Source organism: Pseudoxanthomonas sp. F11 (assembly GCF_037046485.1).
In the GTDB taxonomy this organism is placed as follows: domain Bacteria; phylum Pseudomonadota; class Gammaproteobacteria; order Xanthomonadales; family Xanthomonadaceae; genus Pseudoxanthomonas_A.
Genome location: NZ_JBANLZ010000001.1, coordinates 1,113,428 through 1,133,877 on the forward strand (window position 1 = coordinate 1,113,428; position 20,450 = coordinate 1,133,877).

A 20,450-nucleotide genomic window follows, 5' to 3' on the forward strand; every position below is an offset into this window, starting at 1 on the left:
CCCTCGCTCACTCCTCACTTCTCTCCGCTCACTCCTCATCTCCAACGCATCACCGGACCCCCCGCATGACTCCACCCCGCACCCTGTTCGACAAACTCTGGGACGCCCACGTAGTCGTCCCCGAAACCGACGCCGCCCCCGCCGTGCTGTACATCGACCTGCACCTGATCCACGAGGTCACCTCGCCGCAGGCCTTCACCGAGCTGAAGGCACGCGGCCTGTCGCCGCGCCGTCCGGACCGCACCAAGGCGACGATGGACCATTCCACGCCCACGTTGCCCGCCGGCGCCGACGGCAAGCTGCCGTACTACACAAAGGCGGCCGAAACGCAGGTGGACACGCTGGCGCGCAACTGCGCCGACTACGGCATCGAGCTGTTCGACATGGCGTCGCCGAACCGCGGCATCGTCCATGTGATCGCGCCGGAGCAGGGCTTCACCCTGCCGGGCATGACCATCGTCTGCGGCGACAGCCACACCAGCACGCACGGTGCGTTCGGTGCGCTGGCCTTCGGCATCGGTACCAGCGAAGTCGGCCATGTGCTGGCCACGCAGTGCTTGCTGCAGCGCCGGCCCAAGACGATGGCCATCACCGTCGATGGCACGCTCGCCCCCGGCGTGGGCGCCAAGGACATCGTGCTGCACGTGATCGGCGCGATCGGCGTCAACGGCGGTACCGGCCATGTCATCGAGTTCCGCGGCAGCGCCATCGAGGCGCTGGACATGGAACAGCGCATGACCCTGTGCAACATGTCCATCGAAGCGGGCGCGCGCGCCGGCATGGTGGCGCCGGACCGGACCACGTTCGACTGGGTGGCGAAGACGCCCCGCGGCCCGAAGGGCGAGGCGTTCGACGCGGCCGTCGCCTACTGGAAGACGCTGCGCAGCGACGACGGCGCCGCGTTCGACGCCGAAGTGCGCATCGATGCCGCCGACATCCGCCCCACCCTGACCTGGGGCACGCATCCGGGCACCGCGATCGCGGTGGATGCGCCGATTCCGGTGCCCGCCAATGCCGCCGACCAGAAGGGGCTGGATTACATGCGCCTGAGCGCCGGCCAGGCGATAGCGGGCACGCCGGTGGACGTGGTGTTCGTCGGCTCGTGCACCAACGGCCGCCTGCGCGACATGCGCGAAGTGGCGCAGGTGCTGCGTGGCCGCAAGGTCGCTGCGGGCGTACGCATGCTGGTGGTGCCAGGTTCGGAGATCGTCAAGCGCGAAGCCGAGGCCGAAGGCATCGACCGCGTCGTGCGCGAGGCCGGCGCCGAATGGCGCGAGCCCGGCTGTTCGATGTGCATCGCCATGAACGGCGACCTGGTCGCGCCCGGCCAACTGGCCGTGAGCACCAGCAACCGCAATTTCGAAGGCCGCCAGGGACCCGGCGCCCGTACCCTGCTGGCCTCGCCGCTGACGGCGGCGTGGGCCGCGGTGAACGGGTGCGTCGGCGATCCGCGCGAACTGTTCGACGCACAGAAGGAGGTGGCGTGATGGCCGGGTTCCGCGAACTGCGCTCCAAGAGCGTGGTGTTGGCGCAGACCAACATCGACACCGACCAGATCATCCCCGCGCGCTTCCTGTCCACGACCGAGCGCGCGGGCCTGGGACGCAACGCCTTCAACGACTGGCGCTGGCAGGCCGACGGTTCGCCGAACCCGGCGTTCCCCTTCAACCAGCCGGAGAACCAGGGTCGCCGCATCCTGCTGGCCGGACGCAACTTCGGCTGCGGCTCCTCGCGCGAGCACGCGCCCTGGGCGTTGACCGATCTGGGCCTGCGCGCCATCGTCAGCAGCGAGATCGCCGACATCTTCCGCAGCAACAGCCTGAAGAACGGGCTGCTGCCCATCGTGCTGCCGGAAGAGATCGTGCAGTCGTTGATGGAACGGCCGGACGACGAACTGACCATCGACGTCGCCGCGCGCGAACTGCGTGCGCCCGACGGTTCGGTCTTCGGCTTCCCGCTGGACGCCTTCGCGCAGACCTGCCTGCTGGAGGGCGTGGACGAACTGGGCTACCTGCTGGCCCGCCACACCGACATCGAAACCTACGAGGCCACCCGCCATGCACGCTGACATCGCCGTACTGCCCGGGGACGGCATCGGTCCCGAAGTGACCGCCGCCGCCGTCACCGTCCTGCGCACACTGGCGCGCCGCCACGGCCACCGCTTCGACTTCCACGAATACGACATCGGCGGTATCGCCATCGACCGCCACGGCGAACCGCTGCCGCAGGCGACGCTGCAGGGCTGCCAGCAGGCGCACGCCGTGCTGCTGGGCGCGGTCGGCGGACCGAAATGGTCGGATCCGAACGCGAAGGTGCGCCCCGAGCAGGGCCTGCTGGCGCTGCGCAAGGGCCTGGGCCTGTTCGCCAACCTGCGTCCGGTGCGTCCGCACCCGGCCGCGCTGAACGCCTCGCCGATCAAGCCGCACCTGCTGACCGGCGTGGACATCGTAGTGGTACGCGAACTGACCGGCGGCATCTACTTCGGCGAGAAGACCCGCGATGCGCGCGGCGCCAGCGACCTGTGCAGCTATTCGGTCACCGAGATCGAGCGCGTGGTGCGCAGCGCCTTCAGGCTGGCACGCCAGCGCCGCAGCTATCTGGTGTCGGTGGACAAGGCCAACGTGCTGGAAACCTCACGCCTGTGGCGCGACGTGGCCACGCGCATCGGCCGCGAGGAATTCCCGGACGTGAAGCTGGAGCACCAGCTGGTCGATTCGATGGCAATGCACCTGCTGGCCAAGCCGCGCGAGTACGACGTGATCGTCACCGAGAACATGTTCGGCGACATCCTCACCGACGAGGCCTCGATGCTGGCCGGCTCGCTGGGCCTGCTGCCGTCCGCTTCGCTGGGCGACGGCAAGGTCGGGTTGTACGAGCCCATCCACGGCTCCGCGCCGGACATCGCCGGCAAGGGCATCGCCAACCCGTACGCCACCATCCTCAGCTGCGCGCTGCTGCTGCGCCACTCGCTGGGCTTGCACGAAGAAGCCGACTGCATCGAACGCGCGGTGGACGCCGCACTGAACGCGCAGGTGTTCACCAACGACCTGGCGACCGGCGGCCGCGGCGTGTCCACGCAGGTCGCAGCACAGGCGGTGATCGAACAGATGCAGGCGCACTGCTACGTGGCCGAACTGCGCGACTGATCGCCCGCCGCGGAGGGCGCGCTCAGCTCGATACCAGCCGGTTGCGTCCCTGCTGCTTGGCGCGGTACAGGCGCTCGTCGGCCTCGCGCAGCAGGTCGCGCAGCGCCTGGCCCGGCTGCAGGTCGGCCATGCCGATGCTGACGGTGCAGTGCAGCTGGCTGCCATCGGGCGCGTCGATGGGGGTTTGCGCGATGCCCTCGCGCAGCACTTCCAGCCGCGCGCGCGCAACCGTCCATGGGAGTTGCTGGCAGACCAGGAATTCCTCTCCACCGTAGCGCGCGATCAGTACGTCGTCGTGGCCGCCGGCCAGCCGTTCGGCCACGGCCGCCACCTGCGACAGCACCTCATCGCCGAAGGCATGGCCGTAGCGGTCGTTGACCGACTTGAAGTGGTCGATGTCCAGCAGCGCCACGCACAGTGGACGGCCCTCGCGGAGGCTGGCCTCGCGCGCCTCGGCCAGGAACGCGTCGCCGGCACGGCGGTTCGCCAGGCGGGTGAGCGGATCGTGGCGGGCCTGATAGGCCAACTGCTCCAGCAGGCGCGCGTGCGCCTCGCCGGCCTGCTCCAGTTGCGCGTTCTTCTCGCTCAGCTCGGACGTGCGCGCGTCCACCAGCGCTTCCAGGCGGCGCTGGCGCTGGCGCTGGCGGCGCATCAGCAGCATCAGCACGCCCCATCCCGCCAGCCCGAGCAGCCCCAGATAGGCGGCCATCGCCCAGGCGCGCATCCACCACGGTGCGGCCTTGTCGAAAGCCACCGTCTGCGTCGCCACGCCCTCCTTGCGGGTCCAGTCCGCGGGTGCGTTCATCGCCTGCACCTCGAAGTGCAGCTGGCCCGAGGGCAGGTTGGTGTACACCGCGTCGTGGGCGATGCCATTGTCGGTCTCGATCCAATCGCGGTCGAAGCCCACCATGCGGTAGCGGTAGCGCAGGCGCTCGGGGGCGCGCTGGTTGAGGCCGGTGAACCGAATGACCACGCGCCGCGTGTCGGCCGGCAGGGCATGGTGCGGCTGCAGGGCCAGCACGCGGCCATCGGCCTCGACGGCCTCCACCACCAGGGTGATGCCCTTGGCGCGCTGGCGGCGGGCATCGTCCGGATCGATCACGCCCACGCCATTGGCAGTGGCGAACCACAGCTTGCCATCACGCATGCGCCAGCCAGCCGGCGCACTGGCTCCATTGGCCTGGCTGCTGGGCAGGCCGTCGGCGTGGGTGAAGGCTTCCACCGGCAGCCGCGCCAGGTGGCCATTCTCCACCGCGGTCAGCGCCGGCCGTGAGATGCGGAACACGCCGCGATTGCTGGACGCCCAGAAGTCGCCGTTGTCGTCCTCCAGCAGCCGGAACAGGCGGTTGTTCGGCAGACCCTGGCGGTGGTCGAACTGCACAAAACGCCCCTCGCGCCAGTGCAGCAGGCCGCGGTCGGTGGCGATCCACAGGCTGCCGTCCGGGTCGGACAGGAAATCGAACGCCGCCACCGCCGGGAACCCCGTCTTCGGCTTCCACGTCCGCACCGTCCCGTCCCGGCGCATCACCGCCATGCCGTTGCTGGTGCCGACCCACAGCTCGCCGAGGCCGCTTTCGTGGAGCACGTACACGTTGCCGTCCGGCAACGCTTCGCCTGCGGCGTAATGGCGCGCAATGCGGCCCTCCCGATAGACAGTGACGCCTTCGTTGCTGCCGATCCACAAGGAACCGTCCGCACGTTCCAGCAGGGCCCGCACATGGTTGGAGGGCAGGCCGCGCGCCTCGTCGATGCGCCACGGAACGGCCTGCGCCGCGCCGGCCGCTGCCGGCAGGTGGATCACGCCCTGGTCGTACGTCCCCACCCACAGCCCGCCGTCGCGCGCATTGGCCAGCGACAGCACGGAGGGGTCGGCCTTGCCATCGAACGCCAGCGATACCGCCCTGGCCGTTCCGCCATCCCAGACATCGACCCCCATGGGATGACCGATCCAGACACCCTGCCCGGGCCGTTCGATGATGCTGCGCACGTAGATGTCGCGCAGGCCGCTGCTGCGGCCCAGCCCGAAGACGGGACCGTCCGACAACCGGAACAGGCCGTTGGTGGTCCCCACCCACAGCAGGCCGTCGCGGTCCTCGAACAGCGCCGGCGCCAGGCGCCCCATCAGGCCGTTGCGTTCGCCCAGCGTCTCGTAGCGCCCCTGGACGTATCGGCGCAGGCCGTCGAGGGTGGAGATCCACAGGTTGCCGTTGCGGTCTTCCAGCATGGCTTCGGCGCGCTCGGCGGTGATCTGCCGGGCGCGCCCATGCTCCAGCCGCCATACGCCGGCGCTGCCACCCACCAGCACACCGCCCCAGCGCGAGGCCTGGATCGCCAGCACGGACGTGGCCGGCAGGCCCTGCGCGCGTCCCCAGTCCTCGACGCGGCCTCCGGCGATCCGGAACAGGCCATGCCGGTTGCCCACCAGAGCCTGCCCGTCCGGCAACGGCAGGATGGCCTGCACGCGTTCGTTCGCCAATCCGGCATGCGTGCCGCCGACGTCGCGCAGCCGGCCATCACGCTGCAGGCTGAAGAGGGAGTGGTCCGTGCCGATCCACAACGTACCGTCCGGCCCGAACCTGAGCACGGACACGTCCGGCAGCGTGCCCGCCTCTCCGGGCAGGCGCTCCCAGCGACCTTCATGGACACGCACCAGCCCCGGCCCGATGCGACCCAGGCTCAGCACCATGCCGCCGCGCGGGTCGGGCACGATGGCGCGCACGCCCTCCACCTCCAGCCCCCGCACGGTGCCAGCGTCGTAAGGCGTGAAACGGCGGCCATCGAAACGCGCGGCGCCTTCCCAGGTGCCCGCCCACAGATAGCCCTCGGCGTCCTGGCTGATCGTATGCACCAGGTTGTGCGGCAGGCCGTCTTCCATCGTCCAGTGCGCGAGCGTGTACTCGTCCACCCTGCGCGCAGGATCGAGCGCCCACGCGGGCATCGCGGCGAGCAGCGCCAGCAGGCAAAGGCCGGGGATCGACAGGCGGCGCACGGGGGAACGGAGTCCGGAGGGCTTCAACCCTCCCAGTATCGGCTGCGGCGGGGGCCTTCTTGAATCCCCCGCCGCGTATGGGGACTAGCTGCGGGCACCTGCGTCCGGCTCAGGCTTGACCTTGAACCACGCCGCGTAGAGCGCCGGCAGGAAGAACAGGGTCAACACCGTGGCCACGGTCAGTCCGCCCATGATGGCGACGGCCATGGGTCCGAAGAACGCGCTGCGCGACAGCGGGATCATCGCCAGCACGGCGGCGAGCGCGGTCAGCACGATGGGACGGAAGCGCCGTACGGTCGCGTCGATGATGGCGTGCCAGCGATCGTGGCCGGCCCGGATGTCCTGGTCGATCTGGTCCACCAGGATCACCGAATTGCGCATGATCATGCCGGCCAGCGCGATGGTGCCCAGCATGGCGACGAAGCCGAACGGCACCCGGAACACCAGCAGCGCCAGCGTCACCCCGATCAGCCCCAGCGGTGCGGTCAGCAGCACCAGCGCCATCCGCGAGAAGCTGCGCAGCTGAAGCATCAGCAGCGTGGTCACGGCCAGCAGGAACAGCGGCATGCCGGCGGCGATGGACTTCTGACCGCGCGCCGAATCCTCCACGGTGCCGCCCGTCTCCAGCAGGTATCCCTGCGGCAGCGCGGAGCGGATCTCCTCCAGCGTGGGCAGGATCTGCGCCACCACGGTCGGCGCGGTCACCTCGTCGCTGTTGAGGTCGGCGCGCACAGTCACCGTCGGCAGGCGGTCGCGGTGCCAGATGATGCCGTCCTCGAAGGCGTACTCCAGGTCCGCGATCTGCGACAGCGGCACGCTGCCGCCGTTGCTGGTAGGTACCGCCAGGCTGCCCAGCAGGTCCAGTCGCGTGCGTTCCTCTTCCGGTCCGCGCAGCAGGATCTCGATCAGTTCGTTGCCTTCGCGGTAGGTGCTGACGCTCAGGCCGGACAGCGAGCCGGAGAGGAAGTGCGACACCTGCGCCGTGCTGACGCCGAGCGCACGCGCGCGATCCTGGTCGATCTGCAGGCGCACGATCTTGCTGGGCTCGCTCCAGTCCAGGTTGACGTTGGCGACATGCGGATTGGCGCGCACCTTCTCCGCCACCTGGCGCGCGATCGCCTGGACCCGGTCGGTGTGCTCGCCGGACACGCGGAACTGCAGCGGATAGCCGACCGGCGGCCCGTTCTCCAGCCGGGTCACGCGGAACTGCAGTTCGGGGAACTGCGGCGCGACCTCCTCGATCAGCCAGCGGCGGGTGGCCTCGCGCGCCCGGGTATCGTCGGTCAGCACCACGAACTGCGAGAAGTGCGCCTGCGGCAGCTGCTGGTCCAGCGGCAGGTAGAACCGCGGCGAGCCGGTACCGATGTAGGCCACGTAGTTCTGGATGCCTTTGCGCGTGGCCAGCAGCTTCTCCAGCTTGCGCGCCTGCGCATCGGTGGACTTCAGCGAACTGCCTTCGGCCAGTTCCAGATCCACCATCAGCTCGGGGCGCACCGAGTCCGGGAAGAACTGCTGCGGCACGAAGCGGAACAGCGCGATCGAGGCGACGAAGGCCGCCGCGGTCACGCCGATCACCAGCCAGCGACGCCGCAGGCAGAACGCCAGCCAGCGACGGAAGCGGTTGTAGAACGGCGTGTGGTAGGGATTGTGGTCGTCCGCGTCGTGCGCCTTCGGCGCGAGCATGCCGGCGTACTGCGGCCAACGATCCGCCAGCCGGGCGCGGACACCCTGCCAGCGCGCAGCGAGCGATCCCGCTTTCGGCGGTTGCGGATTGCCGAGGTCGGGCAGCATCTTGTCGCCCAGATAGGGAATGAACAGCACTGCGGCGATCCACGACACCACCAGCGCGATGGTCACCACCTGGAACAGCGAGCGCGTGTATTCACCGGTGCTGGAGGCCGCGGTCGCGATCGGCAGGAAGCCCGCCGCCGTCACCAGCGTGCCGGTGAGCATGGGGAACGCCGTGGATTCGTAGGCGAAGCTGGCCGCCTTCAAGCGGTCGAAGCCCTGCTCCATCTTGATGGCCATCATCTCCACCGCGATGATCGCGTCGTCGACCAGCAGGCCCAGCGCCAGCACCAGCGCGCCCAGCGATATCTTGTGCAGGCCGATGCCGAAGTAGTGCATCACCGCGAACGTCATCGCCAGCACCAGCGGGATCGACACCGCCACCACCAGTCCCGTGCGCAGTCCCAGCGAGAAGAAGCTGACCAGCAGCACGATGACCACGGCTTCGGCCAGCACGCGCACGAACTCGCCCACCGACGCCTCCACCGCGGCCGGCTGGTCGGATACCTTGCGCAGCTCCATGCCCAGCGGCAGGGTCTTCTGCAGCCGGTGGAACTCCGCCTCCAGCGTCGAGCCCAGCTTGAGGATGTCGCCGCCGTCCTTCATCGCCACCGCGATGCCGATGCCGGGCTGGCCCATGAAGCGCATGCGCGGCGCGGCCGGATCGGCAAACCCGCGCTTGATCTGCGCGATGTCGCCCAGCTTGACCGTGCGCCCGCCGGCACGGATCGGGAACTCGCGGATCTCGTCCACCGAGGTGAACTCGCCGCTCACCCGCAGCTGCACGCGGTCGCTGGCGGTCTCGAAGAAACCGGCCGGCGTCACCGCGTTCTGTTCCTCCAGCGCCTGCTGCACGGCATTCAGCGGAATCCCGAGCGTGGCCAACTTGGTGTTGGACAGCTCGATCCAGACCTTCTCGTCCTGCAGGCCGACCAGTTCCACCTTGCCGACATCGTCCACCCGCTGCAGTTCCAGCTGGATGCGGTCGGCGTAGTCCTTCATCACCGCGTAGTCGAAGCCTTCGCCGGTCAGCGCGTAGATGTTGCCGAACGTGTCGCCGAACTCGTCGTTGAAGAACGGACCGACCACGCCGGCCGGCAGGGTCGCCCGGATGTCGCCGACCTTCTTGCGCACCTGGTACCAGAGCTGCGGCATGTCGCGCGAGCGCAGGCTGTCGCGCGCGGCGAAGATCACCTGCGACTCGCCCGGCCGCGAGTACGAGCGGATGTATTCGTAGTTGCCGGTGGTCATCACCGCCTTCTCGATCCGCTCGGTGACCTGCTGCGCGACCTCGTCGGCCGTCGCGCCCGGCCACACCGTGCGCACGACCATCGCCTTGAAGGTGAAGGGCGGATCCTCGGACTGGCCCAGATGCCGGTACGACCATGCGCCGATGATGCCCAGCAGGATCATCGCGAACAGCACCAGGCTGCGGTTGGTCAGCGCCCACTCGGAGAGGTTGAAGCGGCGCATGCCGTTACTCCGCCCGCGAGGCGATGTTGGCCGCGCCACCGCCGGCCGCGGGCTTCAGCGGCCGGTTGTTGCGGTCCACCGGCGCCACGACCTGGCCCTCGCGCAGCAGGTGGCCGCCGGCGGCGACCACCCAGTCGCTGGCCTTCAGGCCACCGAGTACGGGCACCGAGGATTCGCCATAGCGGCCCAGCTGCACGGACTGGGCGCGCACCTTGCCGGTGGCCGGATCGACGATCCAGACGGAGGTCTTGCCGTCCTCGCCGCGCTGCACGGCGGACAATGGCAGCTTCAGGGCCGCCTTGGTTCCGCTTTCCTGCACGTAGACGCGCGCGCTCTGGCCCAATTCGACCTGTTGCTGCGCCTCGCCGACCAGGCTGACGCGCGCGGCATAGGTGCGCGTCTGTGCGTCGGCCGCCGGCGCGATTTCCCGGATCGTGCCGGGCAGGCGCTGCCCCGGCGCGTTCCATAGCTCGATCATCACCGGCTGGCCCACGCTGAACTCGCGGATGCGGTTTTCCGGCAGGCCGATGGCCACTTCGCGGCCGCCATCGGCGGCCAGGGTGAAGATGGTCTGGCCGGCGGCGACCACCTGCCCCGCTTCGGCCTGGCGACTGGCGATGACGCCGTCGCGCGGCGCGCGCAGCTGCGAATAGCCTTCCTGGTTGCGCATGACGTCCATCTGCGCGCGCGCGGCGCGCGCCTGGCCCTCGGCCGCCTTGTAGGCGGCGACCTGCGCGTCGTAGGCGGACCGGCTGATCAGTTGGTCGCCGACCAGCTTGGCGTAGCGGTCGCGGTCGCCGCGCGCGCGGGCCAGGTCGGCTTCGGCCGCGGCCAGCTGGGCCTGCGCGGCCTGCGCCTGCAGCGCGAAGTCGCCCGGGTCCAGCAGCGCCAGCACCTCGCCCTTCTGCACGCGGGCACCGGCGTCCACGTTGCGGCGGATCAGGTTGCCGCCCACGCGGAAGGACAGCGGGCTCTCCTCACGGGCGCGCACCTCGCCCGCGTACGCCGACAACGCCGCGTCCGCGCCACCGCCGGGCTGCACCACCAGAGCCGGCCTCGGCGATTCGGCAGGCTTGTCCGCACTGCAGGCGGTCAGGCCGGCCATCAGGACGACGAACACTCCGTTCCAGCGCGTCTGGCGCATGACAGCTCCCGTTGCGGCATCAATTAATGGACTTGGCGGTATAGTATAAATATCGAACCGGGTAGTCTAGTATTGCGCCATGGCCAGTCCGCCTCCTTCTCCGTCCCGTCGCAAGTCCCCCGCCAAGCCCGCCGCCAGCGGCCCCGGCCGGCCCAAGGACCTGGGCAAGCGTGCCGCCATCCTGGAGGCCGCCAAGCAGCTGTTCGCCCGCGAGGGCTTCAACGGCGTCAGCATGGACCAGATCGCCGCCGAGGCGGGGGTGTCCAAGCTGACGGTCTACAGCCACTTCGGCGACAAGGACGCGCTGTTCGCGGCGGCCGTGCAGGCCAAGTGTGCGGAAATGCTGCCCGATGCCCTGTTCGAGATCGAACTGACCGGCAGCGTGCGCGACCAGCTCAAGGCGATCGGCGAGGCCTTCTTCGCACTGATCACCAGCGAGGAAGCCATCAGCACGCACCGCATGATGATGGTGCCGGGCAACATCGACGACAGGCTTAAGCAGACCTTCTGGGAAGCCGGCCCGCAGCGCACCCACGATGCGTTCGCCGCGCTGCTGCAGGCCCTGGTGGCCAAGGGCGAACTGGACGTTCCCGACGTGGCCATCGCCTCGGTGCAGTTCTTCACCCTGATCAAGGGCGAAGTGCATGCGCGCATGACCTGCGGCCTGTGCAGCCAGCCCGGTCCGCTCGACCGACGCCGGCACATCGACGCCACGGTGGACATGTTCCTGAGGGCGTATGGCCGCCGTTGAAACTGAAGCGTGTCCCCCGGCGACGGAGGTCGCGGTGACTTCCGGCACTGCGCCCGTCGGCGTGGCTGCCCCGATCCTTGCCCAGCGCGGAGGCAGCCGGCCCGGTAAAATGCCCGGCCCAGCCTCCCGCGTCGGATGACCACCCCCATGACGATCAACTACACCCAGGCCCGCGAAAACATGGTCGAGCAGCAGGTACGTCCCTGGGACGTGCTGGATGCGCGCGTGCTGGAGACGCTGGCTACCTTGCCGCGCGAAGCCTTCGTAGCCGAGACGCACCGTGCCCTGGCATACGCGGACTTGGAACTGCCGCTGGGCCATGGCCAGTCGATGATGAAGCCCGTCGTCGAAGGCCGCACCCTGCAGGCGCTGAAGCCGCAGGCAGGCGAGGACGTGCTGGAGATCGGCACCGGCAGCGGCTACCTGACCGCCTGCCTGGGCAACCTGGCACGCGAGGTGGTCAGCCTGGAGATCCATCCCGAACTTGCCGCCGCCGCGCGCGCGCGCCTGGACGCGACCGGCCTGGGCAGCAATGTCCGCATCGACACCGCCGACGCGCTGGCCTGGGACACCGACCGCCGCTTCGACGTGGTGTGCGTGACCGGCGCCGTCGCTGTCGTGCCGGCCCGTTTCCTGCAGTGGCTGCGTCCCGGTGGCCGCCTGTTCGTGGTGCGCGGCGCTTCGCCCGTGATGGAAGCCGTGCTGCAGGTCAACGATGTCAACGGTCCGCGCATCGAATCGTTGTTCGAGACCGACCTCCCCTACCTGGTCGGCGCCGCGCCGGCGCCCCAGTTCGTCTTCTGAAGATTCAAAAAAGGAACCCGCATGAGCCGTCGCCCCCTCGCACTTGCGCTCGCCCTGGCCCTGCCGTCCGCGGCCAATGCCACCGACCTGATGCAGACCTATGAGCTGGCGCGCGCCGGCGACACCACCTTGTCCATCGCCGAATCCACCCGGCTGATCGACAAGGAAGGCGCCGTGCAGGCCCGCGCCGCGCTGCTGCCGCAGATCACCGGCAGCGTTGGTTACGACCTGGAGCACAACAGCCGGCCGGGCGACCCGCTGGGCGACGGCAAGAGCCGCAGCTACGGCGCCAGGGTGAGCCAGACGATCTTCGACTGGAGCCGCATCGCCAACCTGCGCGGCCAGAAGGCGCTCAGCCAGGCGGCCGACTACGACCTGGCCTCGGCGAACAACGACCTGATCACCCGCACCTCGGCCGCCTACTTCAACGTGCTGATCGGCATCGAGTCGCTGGCCGCGGCCGAGACCAACGAGGCGGCGTCCAAGAAGCAGTTCGACTACGCGCAGAAGCGCCTGGACGTGGGCCTGGCCCCGATCACCGACGTGCACGAAGCCCGTGCGCAGTACGACAGCGCGCGCGCCAACACCATCCTGGCCCGTAATGCGCTGGACGACAGCTACCGCGCGCTGGCCGAGCTCACCGGCCAGCCCATCAGCGGCCTGAAGGGCCTGCCGGACGACTTCCGCCCGGAACTGCCGCCGGAGCAGAACGCGCAGGCGTGGGTGGATCGTGCGCTGGAGCAGAACCCGGACCTGAAGGCCGCCCAGTACACGCTGGAATCGGCGCAGCATGGCGTCTCCAGCGCGCGCGCCGGCCACTACCCCACGCTCGACTTCAGCGGCGGCTACTCCAACGGCACCAGCTGGGACAGCGTGCCCGGCACGCTGTCGCGCGACGGCGAGGGCTACAACTGGGGCGTGACCCTGACCGTGCCGATCTTCTCCGGTGGCGCCACCCAGTCGGGCGTGCGTCAGGCGCTGGCCCAGCGCGACCGCGCCTCGGACGGTCTGGAACAGACGCGCCGCGCGCTGATCCGCAACACCAGCAACGCCTACCAGGCGCTGGTGGCCGGCGTCAGCGAAGTGGAGGCCCGCCGCCTGGCCGTGGTCTCCGCGCAGAGCGCGCTGGACGCCTCGCAGGTCGGCCTGGAAGTGGGTACCCGCACCGTGCTGGACGTGCTGCAGAACCAGCGCACGCTGTTCCAGGCGCAGGTCGACTATTCGGAGGCGAAGTATCGCTTCCTGCAGAACCGCCTGCTGCTGGAACAGGCCGCGGGCACGCTGGACGGCACCGACGTGCAGGACATCAACCGCCTGCTGACCGCCGACGCCGAGTCGCGCCTGTCGTCGCAGCCGGTTTCGCAGTAAGCCTTCGCGCATCGCGAGCGATCACGACGGCGGGCTTCGGCCCGCCGTTGTCGTTTCTGGACTCGGGCGTCCTGTAGGAGCGACGTGAGTCGCGACCGCACACCCGAACGATTCCGTTATCTGGCTGGAGACGGAAGGTTTCCGGTCGCGACTTACGTCGTTCCTACAGTCAGTACTCAGATCGCGCCGCGCGCACGCAGCACCGCGATTTCGTCACCCCCGTATCCCGCCTCACGCAATACCTCATCGGTGTGCTCGCCCAGCATCGGCGGCGCGCATGGCGGTTGTACCGGTGTGACCGACAGCTTGATCGGACTACCCACCAGCGGCAACGCGCCGGCATGCGGATGGGAAGCGTCGACGATCATGCCGCGCGCCCGCACCTGCGGATCGGCGAACACCTCGGCCAGATCGTTGACCGGCCCGCATGGAATGCCCGCCGCCTCCAGCGAGGCCAGGCACGCATGCCGGTCGCGCGCGCGGAACGCCTGTTGCAGGACCGGGATCAACGCATCGCGGTGACGTACGCGTCCCGCGTTCGTCGCAAAGCGTGCGTCCTGCCCGAGCGCTGCGAGACCGAGCAGTTCGCACAGCCGGGCGAACTGCCGGTCGTTGCCGACCGCGACGATGATGTGGCCATCGGCGACCGCGAAGACCTGATACGGCACGATGTTGGCGTGCGCGTTGCCCTGGCGCGCAGGAACTTCGCCACCCACCAGGTAATGGCTGCCCAGATTGGCCAGCATCGCGACCTGCGCATCCAGCAGCGCCATGTCGATCGCCTGCCCCTCGCCGGTCGCATCGCGATGGCGCAGCGCGGCAAGGATCGCCACGGTGGCGTACATGCCGGTGAACAGGTCGGCCACCGCCACGCCGACTTTCTGTGGCTCGCCGTCGGCGGCCCCGGTGACGCTCATCAGGCCGCCCAGCCCCTGCACCGCGAAGTCGTAGCCGGCGCGTTGCGCATACGGGCCGTCCTGGCCGAAACCGGTGATCGAGCAGTACACCAGCCGCGGATGGGCGGCCCGCAGCGTGGCGGCGTCCAGGCCGTGGCGGGCCATGTCGCCGACCTTGAAGTTCTCCACCAGCACGTCGCTGCGCATCGCCAGCCGCCGGATGACGGCCTGGCCCTCGGCGGTGGAGAGATCCACCGTCAGCGAGCGCTTGTTGCGGTTCGCGCACAGGTAATACGCCGATTCCGGGGTTTCGTTGCCCTCGCCATCCTTCAGGAAGGGCGGTCCCCAGCCGCGCGTATCGTCGCCGCTGCCCGGCCGCTCCACCTTGATCACGTCCGCGCCCAGATCGGCGAGCACCTGCGTGCACCACGGACCGGCCAGCACGCGCGTCAGGTCCAGCACACGCACGCCGGCCAGCGACTGCGGCCCCCTCCCGCTCATGCCACCGGCGCCGGCAGGTGCGGCGCGATCATCGCCAGGGTGCGGGCCAGCGCGCCACGCCCGTGCTCGACCAGCGCGCGGCCGCGGTCGGCCATCTGCTGCCGGCGCGCATCGTCGGCCAGCAGGGTCTCGATCGCATCGCCCACACCCGCCGCGTCGGGTGCGATCACCAGCGCATCGGCCTCCTTCAGGCGGCGGGATATCTCGCTGAAGTTGTGCAGATGCGGACCCGTGACCGCAGGCGTCCCCACCGCGGCCGGCTCCAGCATGTTGTGGCCGCCGATCGCCTGCAGGCTGCCACCGACGAAGGCTACGTCCGCGCAGGCGTAGAACGCCATCAGTTCGCCCAGGGTGTCGAGCACGAACACATCATCGCCCGCGGAAGGCCAGCGATCGGCGCGCCGCGTGCCGACCGTCCAGCCCGTCTCGCGCGCGGCAGCCGCCGCACGCGGGAACCGTTCCGGGTGGCGCGGCGCCCACAGCAGCAGCAGGTCGGGCCAGCGGCGGCGCAGGCGCGCGTGCAGGGCCAGCACCGGCGCTTCTTCGTCCTCATGCGTGCTGGCGGCGATCCACACGCGCCGGCCACCGCTCAGATGCTGGCGGAACCCCTGCATCACCTCGCGCACGTTGTCCGGCACCGGGATGTCGAACTTGAGGTTGCCGACATCACGCACCTGGGTCGGCCGCGCGCCGAGCTGCACGAAGCGGGCGGCGTCGTCGCCGGACTGCGCCGCGACCTTGCGCACCGTGCGCAGGGTGCGCGCGATCAGTGGGCGCAGCACGCTGTAGCCCCGCAGCGAGCGCGCCGACAGCCGCGCATTGAGGATGTAGACCGGCACCTTGCGGTCGTGACAGCCGAACAGCAGGCTGGGCCACAGCTCGGTTTCCATGATCAGCGCCAGGCGCGGCGGGTAGTGGTCGAGGAAGCGCGCCACCGCGCCGGGCAGGTCGTAGGGCGAATACACGTGCAGCACGCGCTCGCCCCACAGCGCCTGGACGCGCTGCGACCCGGTCGGCGTGATGGTGGTGACGAGCACGCGCAGGCCGCGATGCCGCTTCAACAGCGCATCGACCACCGGTGCGGCCGCATTGACTTCGCCCACCGACACCGCGTGCAGCCAGACATCGACCGCGCCGCCGGGCGTGCCGTAGCTGCCGTAGCGTTCGTTCCAGCGCTGGAAGTATTCCGGATAGCGGAAACCGCGCCAGATCAGGTGGTAGACGGTGATCGGCGTCAGTACGTAAAGCACCGCCGAATACAGGGCGCGCAGCAGGCGTTCGGCGGTGCGGTCGGACATGGGCCACAAGGATAACCGGGGGCGCCGCTACAATGGGCCATGGCCGAACCCGAGAAGCGATCCTCCGACGCCGGTGAGCGTCCGCCCATGGCGCCGCGGCAATGGCCCGCGTGGCTGGGCATCGGCTTGGCCTGGCTGGCCGCGCGCATCCCGTGGCGCCTGCAGCGCCCGCTGGGCCGCGCCATCGGCGCCCTGCTGTACCGGCTGCTGCGCGACCGCCGGCACGTGGCCCGGCGCAACATCGCCCTGTGCTTCCCCGAGCTGGACGCGTCGCGCCAGGAGGCGCTGGCGCGCGCCAACTTCGGCGAACTCGGCATCGGCCTGTTCGAGTTCGCACGCGCCTGGTGGGGCAGCGTGGCGCCGATGCGCGGCGGCGTCCGGGTGGAGGGACTGGAACACCTGAAGGCGGCGCAGGCCGGCGGGCGCGGCGTGATCGTCGTGTCGGGCCACTTCACCACGCTGGAGATCTCGGCCCGCCTGATGTGCGACTACGCGCCGCTGGCCGGCATGTACCGCCCGCACGACCAGGGCGCGATGGAGTGGGCGGTGAAGCGCGGCCGCCAGCGCTACGCCAGCGCCATGTTCACCCGCGACGAGCTGCGCCCGGCGCTGAAGCACCTCAAGCAGGGCGGGCTGCTGTGGTTCGCGCCCGACCAGGACACGCGCCGCGGCGAAAGCGTGTTCGTGCCGTTCTTCGGCCATCCCGCCTACAGCCTGACCTCCACCCACCAGCTGGCGCGCCTGTCCGGCGCGGCGGTGATCGCGTTTTCGCACGTGCGGCGCGCGGATGGTGGCTACACGCTGAAGCTGTCGCCGGCGTTCGAGGACTTCCCCTCGAGCGACGCCACTGCGGACACCGCGCGCGTGATCGCCGCGATCGAAGCCATGGTGCGCGAAGCGCCCGCGCAGTACCTCTGGATCCATCGCCGCTTCAAGCGGCAGCCGGACGGGCGCGGCGAGCTCTACCGGTAGAGGTCCGGCTCGCCCGGCGGCCGTGTCTTGAAGCGCCGGTGCACCCACAGGTACTGCTCGGGATGCTGGCGCACCACCGCCTCGAGCTCGGCCATGTAGCGCGCAGCGTCCTGCGCAGGATCGCCGCTGGGCCAGCCGTCCCAGGTGGGCTCCACGCGCAGCCGGTACCGTCCGGCCGCGTCGCGATGGAACCAGAACGGCAGCACCGCGGCGTTGCCGCGCCGTGCCAGGTCGGGCGTGGCCGTCAGCGTGGCGGCGGGGATGCCGAAGAACGGCACGAAAGCATTCTGGTAGTTGAAGTCCTGGTCGGCGGAGTACGCCACGATGCCGCCGCGCGAGAGCGTGCGCAGCAGCCCGCGCACGTCCTTCTTGCCGATCACGTCGGCAAACGCGCGACGCCGCGCGCCATCCAGCCAGCGCTCGACGCAGGGATCGTTGTTGTGGCGCGCCACGATGGCCAGGCGCTCGCCCAGCGCTTCGCCCAACAGGCGGGCGCACAGTTCCGAGTGCGGGAAGTGGCCGCCGAACAGCAGGACGCCCTGCCCGCGCGCGCGCGCGGCGCGCAGGTGTTCAAGGCCCTCCACCTCGGCCAGCCCCTGCAGCCGGTGCGACGAGGCGAACCAGCCGCGCACGAGCTCCAGCAGGCCCGTCACCGTCGCACGCAGATTGGCGCGCAGCAACCGCCCCTGCGCCGCGGCGTCCAGTTCGGGAAAGCACAGGGCGATGTTGGTGGCCGCGTAGCGACGCCGCTTGCCCAGCGCCGGCCACAGCAGCCAGGTCGCCATCGCGCCCAGCGCCAGCAGCAGGCGCTGCGGCAGGGCCGCGATCACGCTCCCTAGCAGGTTCGCGGGCGCGACGAACGCGCAGCGCGGCACACGCCGCGGCTCAGTCGTCATCGCGCGCCAGCAGGCTGCCGGCGTACAGCGCCGCCAGCATCAGCGTCAGCCCGCCCCAGAACGTGGAGTAGAACGCCAGGTGGGTGTTGAACGGGAAGACGGTCACCGCCAGCGCCAGCATCGCCGGCCGCGCACGCTCCTTCGCCTGCGGCGTGGCATAACGCCACGCCCGCCATGCCAGCGCGGCGCCTGCCAGCCACAGCAGCAGCCCGATGATGCCGGTCTCGCTGAGCACCTCCAGCACCAGTTGGTGTGCGTGCAGTGCAGGTCCTTCGCCCCAGGCGGGACGTTCCCCCGGGTTCGCATCGCACTCCGGGTAAGCCTCGCGAAAACCGCGCGCGCCGACGCCGTTGACCGGATGCGCCGCGATCATGCAGGCCGCGGCGGACCAGATCTGCGCGCGGCCGGACAGCGCGGTATCCACGCCGGCTTCATTCGCGGTGAGGGCCTGGGTGGTGCGCACGATGCGGTCGCGGAACTGCACGGACGATACGGCCAGCAGGCCCAGGACCAGGCCGCCGGCCGCAAACACGCCCAACAGCCGACGCGGACCCAGCAGCCGCCAGCCGGACGCCAGCAGCACGAGCGCGTAGGTGATCCAGCCCGCCCGGGCGCCGGCCAGCAGCACGACCAGGCCGATCGCACCGGCCGCCAGGCACCATCCCAGCGTATCCAGCCGGCGCGCCGCCGCGAACAACAGGAATGGGGACAGACTGGCCATCACCAGGCCCAGCTTGAGATTGCAGGGGCCGAGGAAACCACTGAGCCGGTCGACGCTGGCCACCTCTTCCATCGTACACATCGACCGCCCGCTGATGAGCTGCTTCAGCTGGTCCAGGCCCCAGAACAACGGACTGGTGCCGAACACGACCTGCGCCAGCGCATCCAGCGTCCATATCGCCACGATGAGGGCCAGGCCGTTGAACGTGGTGCGCCGCGCGTCGCGGTTGGCCACAGCCGCGGCCACCAGCCACAGGAACGGCAGGTAGCGAAGATCCACCGCCGCCTCGCGCAGCGCGCGGCCCACATCGACGGCATCGACGGCCGAGATGGCTTGCGGCAGCCAGTAGGCCGCGAACAGCGCGCTGGTCAGCGCCCAGGCGGGCCCGCTCAGCAGCCGCGTGCCCCCGCGGAACCGGTCCAGCAGCAGGCGCACGATGGCGGCCAGCGCACCCAGCACCATCACGGCCTCGGCATAGCCGGGCGCCGGCCACAGCGCGACGAACGTCAGCACCCACGCGGGCGCCCAGCGCCATCCGTGGGTGCGCCGCTGGCCTTGCGTGTCAGGGAGCGATGGCGTGTCGGCGGTCATCGGCGAGATCGTGGTAAAGGGCGAGCGTGGCGTCCTGCATGGCGCGCAGGGTGTAGGCGTGCATCGTAGCCAATGGCGGCGGCGGATGGGCGAGCATCGTCCGCGTCGTGTCGAACAGGTGGGTTTCGTCGAACGCCGGTACGACACCCTGCGGTTGCAGTTCCGCCAGCAACTCGCCCACGCCGCCATGCGCCCAACCGACCACCGGGCGGCCCACCGACAAGCTTTCGATGACGGTACGCCCGAAGGCTTCAGGCTTGCGCGACAGCTGCAGTACCAGGTCGCTGGCGGCATAGGCGCGCGCGATGTCCGCGGTGGGTGGCGTGATCGCGATCGCATGCGCGCAGCCCGCGCGTCGCGCTTCGGCTTCGAGCTCCAGAACGTATGGCTCGCGCCCCGGTTCGCGCGTACCCGGCATCCACAGGCATGCCTCGATGCCGGCCCCGCGCAGGCGCACGAGCAGGGCGATGGCATCGTGATGGCCCTTCAGGCGCGTACCGCGCCCGGGCAACAGCAACAGCGGGCCCGCACCGGCGAGCGCGGGATGTTGCGCGGCCGCCCACGCCCGCGCGGCGGGATCGGGCAACGGCGCACGCGGGAACTGCGCCGGATCGATGCCGCGCGGGATCACCACCAGCCTGTCCGGATCCGTGCGCGGATAGTGCTGCAGCAGGTAGCGGCGCACGGTGTCCGACACGCAGATCACCCGTTCGCCGCGCGTCATCACCGCGCTGTAGCGCCCGGGCGAGTTCAACCCATGCATGGTGGTGACGAAACGCGGGCGCGATGGTGCCGGCATGCCGCGCAGCGCCCTCAGTCCGATCCATGCAGGAAGCCGCGAACGCGCATGCACGATGTCGGCCCCGACGTCGGCCAACAGCCGCCGCAGCGCGGGCACGTGGCGCAGCGTCAGCAGCGACTTGCGACCGATGTCCAGCGTGATGTGTTCTGCGCCCGATGCCTGCAGTGTCGGCACGAGGCGACCGCCGGCCGAGACCACGACGGCGCGATGCCCGGCGCGCACAAGCGCGTCGGCGATCTCGAGAGTGGAGCGTTCGACGCCGCCGGATTCCAGCGCCGGCAGCAGCTGGACGACGGTCAGCCGGCGCATG

At 70.2% G+C, this 20,450-nt stretch carries 15 protein-coding genes; 7 read left to right on the plus strand and 8 right to left on the minus strand.

Translation table 11 applies throughout. From position 1 onward, the window contains the following. Nucleotides 1-65 precede the first annotated feature (65 nt). From leuC to leuB, 3 genes are read left to right on the plus strand one after another with little or no spacing between them, the layout of a single operon-like run. Nucleotides 66-1,487: a 3-isopropylmalate dehydratase large subunit gene (gene leuC, locus V8246_RS05385; protein ID WP_336188231.1), complete on the plus strand. Its 1,422-nt coding sequence runs from the start codon at nucleotides 66-68 to the stop codon at nucleotides 1,485-1,487. Beyond that, nucleotides 1,487-2,068, plus strand: coding sequence for a 3-isopropylmalate dehydratase small subunit (gene leuD, locus V8246_RS05390; RefSeq protein WP_336188232.1), 582 nt, complete (start codon nucleotides 1,487-1,489; stop codon nucleotides 2,066-2,068). The genes leuC and leuD overlap by 1 nt, the downstream gene beginning before the upstream one ends. Beyond that, on the plus strand, nucleotides 2,058-3,146 hold the full coding sequence (gene leuB / locus V8246_RS05395; RefSeq protein ID WP_336188233.1) for a 3-isopropylmalate dehydrogenase: 1,089 nt from the start codon (nucleotides 2,058-2,060) through the stop codon (nucleotides 3,144-3,146). The genes leuD and leuB overlap by 11 nt, the downstream gene beginning before the upstream one ends. A 22-nt stretch (nucleotides 3,147-3,168) precedes the next feature. Here the strand turns inward: leuB and V8246_RS05400 are convergent, their stop codons facing one another. The 3 genes from V8246_RS05400 to V8246_RS05410 form a co-directional block, all read right to left on the minus strand. Further along, entirely contained in the window at nucleotides 3,169-6,135 is a 2,967-nt protein-coding gene (locus V8246_RS05400; RefSeq protein ID WP_336188234.1) for a two-component regulator propeller domain-containing protein, read from the minus strand. Nucleotides 6,136-6,219: 84 nt separating this feature from the next. After that, a complete protein-coding gene (locus tag V8246_RS05405; RefSeq protein ID WP_336188235.1) occupies nucleotides 6,220-9,396 on the minus strand; it encodes an efflux RND transporter permease subunit in 3,177 nt (1,058 codons plus the stop codon). Between the two features lie 4 nt (nucleotides 9,397-9,400). Further along, a complete protein-coding gene (locus tag V8246_RS05410; RefSeq protein WP_245120918.1) occupies nucleotides 9,401-10,540 on the minus strand; it encodes an efflux RND transporter periplasmic adaptor subunit in 1,140 nt (379 codons plus the stop codon). Nucleotides 10,541-10,619: 79 nt separating this feature from the next. Here V8246_RS05410 and V8246_RS05415 point away from each other — a divergent pair, with 79 nt between their 5' ends. The 3 genes from V8246_RS05415 to V8246_RS05425 all read left to right on the plus strand — a co-directional run bounded on the left by V8246_RS05415 (nucleotide 10,620) and on the right by V8246_RS05425 (nucleotide 13,463). Then, complete coding sequence (locus tag V8246_RS05415; protein WP_185895064.1) at nucleotides 10,620-11,291, plus strand: TetR/AcrR family transcriptional regulator; 672 nt, start codon at nucleotides 10,620-10,622, stop codon at nucleotides 11,289-11,291. A gap of 147 nt (nucleotides 11,292-11,438) precedes the next feature. After that, on the plus strand, nucleotides 11,439-12,095 hold the full coding sequence (locus V8246_RS05420; protein ID WP_253461799.1) for a protein-L-isoaspartate O-methyltransferase: 657 nt from the start codon (nucleotides 11,439-11,441) through the stop codon (nucleotides 12,093-12,095). 21 nt (nucleotides 12,096-12,116) lie between these two features. Beyond that, nucleotides 12,117-13,463, plus strand: a complete 1,347-nt coding sequence (locus V8246_RS05425; RefSeq protein ID WP_313220457.1) for a TolC family outer membrane protein — start codon at nucleotides 12,117-12,119, stop codon at nucleotides 13,461-13,463. Nucleotides 13,464-13,639: 176 nt separating this feature from the next. Here the strand turns inward: V8246_RS05425 and V8246_RS05430 are convergent, their stop codons facing one another. Continuing rightward, nucleotides 13,640-14,860, minus strand: a complete 1,221-nt coding sequence (locus V8246_RS05430) for a CaiB/BaiF CoA-transferase family protein (protein ID WP_336188236.1) — start codon at nucleotides 14,858-14,860, stop codon at nucleotides 13,640-13,642. Then, nucleotides 14,857-16,158 (minus strand): lipid IV(A) 3-deoxy-D-manno-octulosonic acid transferase, encoded by a 1,302-nt coding sequence (gene waaA, locus V8246_RS05435; protein ID WP_336188237.1) that lies wholly within the window; start codon nucleotides 16,156-16,158, stop codon nucleotides 14,857-14,859. Before waaA ends, V8246_RS05430 begins: the two co-directional genes overlap by 4 nt. A 39-nt stretch (nucleotides 16,159-16,197) precedes the next feature. Here waaA and lpxL point away from each other — a divergent pair, with 39 nt between their 5' ends. After that, entirely contained in the window at nucleotides 16,198-17,130 is a 933-nt protein-coding gene (gene lpxL / locus V8246_RS05440; protein WP_336188238.1) for an LpxL/LpxP family Kdo(2)-lipid IV(A) lauroyl/palmitoleoyl acyltransferase, read from the plus strand. On the opposite strand, the gene V8246_RS05445 is transcribed toward lpxL, so the two are convergent. Genes V8246_RS05445 through V8246_RS05455 form a run of 3 tightly spaced genes read right to left on the minus strand, consistent with a single transcriptional unit; the run spans nucleotide 17,121 to nucleotide 20,449 of the window. Next, a complete protein-coding gene (locus V8246_RS05445; RefSeq protein ID WP_336188239.1) occupies nucleotides 17,121-18,026 on the minus strand; it encodes a lysophospholipid acyltransferase family protein in 906 nt (301 codons plus the stop codon). The two genes, lpxL and V8246_RS05445, sit on opposite strands and share 10 nt — an antisense overlap. Then, nucleotides 18,016-19,338, minus strand: a complete 1,323-nt coding sequence (locus tag V8246_RS05450) for an O-antigen ligase (RefSeq protein ID WP_336188240.1) — start codon at nucleotides 19,336-19,338, stop codon at nucleotides 18,016-18,018. Before V8246_RS05450 ends, V8246_RS05445 begins: the two co-directional genes overlap by 11 nt. Beyond that, nucleotides 19,310-20,449: a glycosyltransferase gene (locus V8246_RS05455; protein ID WP_336188241.1), complete on the minus strand. Its 1,140-nt coding sequence runs from the start codon at nucleotides 20,447-20,449 to the stop codon at nucleotides 19,310-19,312. The genes V8246_RS05450 and V8246_RS05455 overlap by 29 nt, the downstream gene beginning before the upstream one ends. Nucleotide 20,450 lies beyond the last annotated feature (1 nt).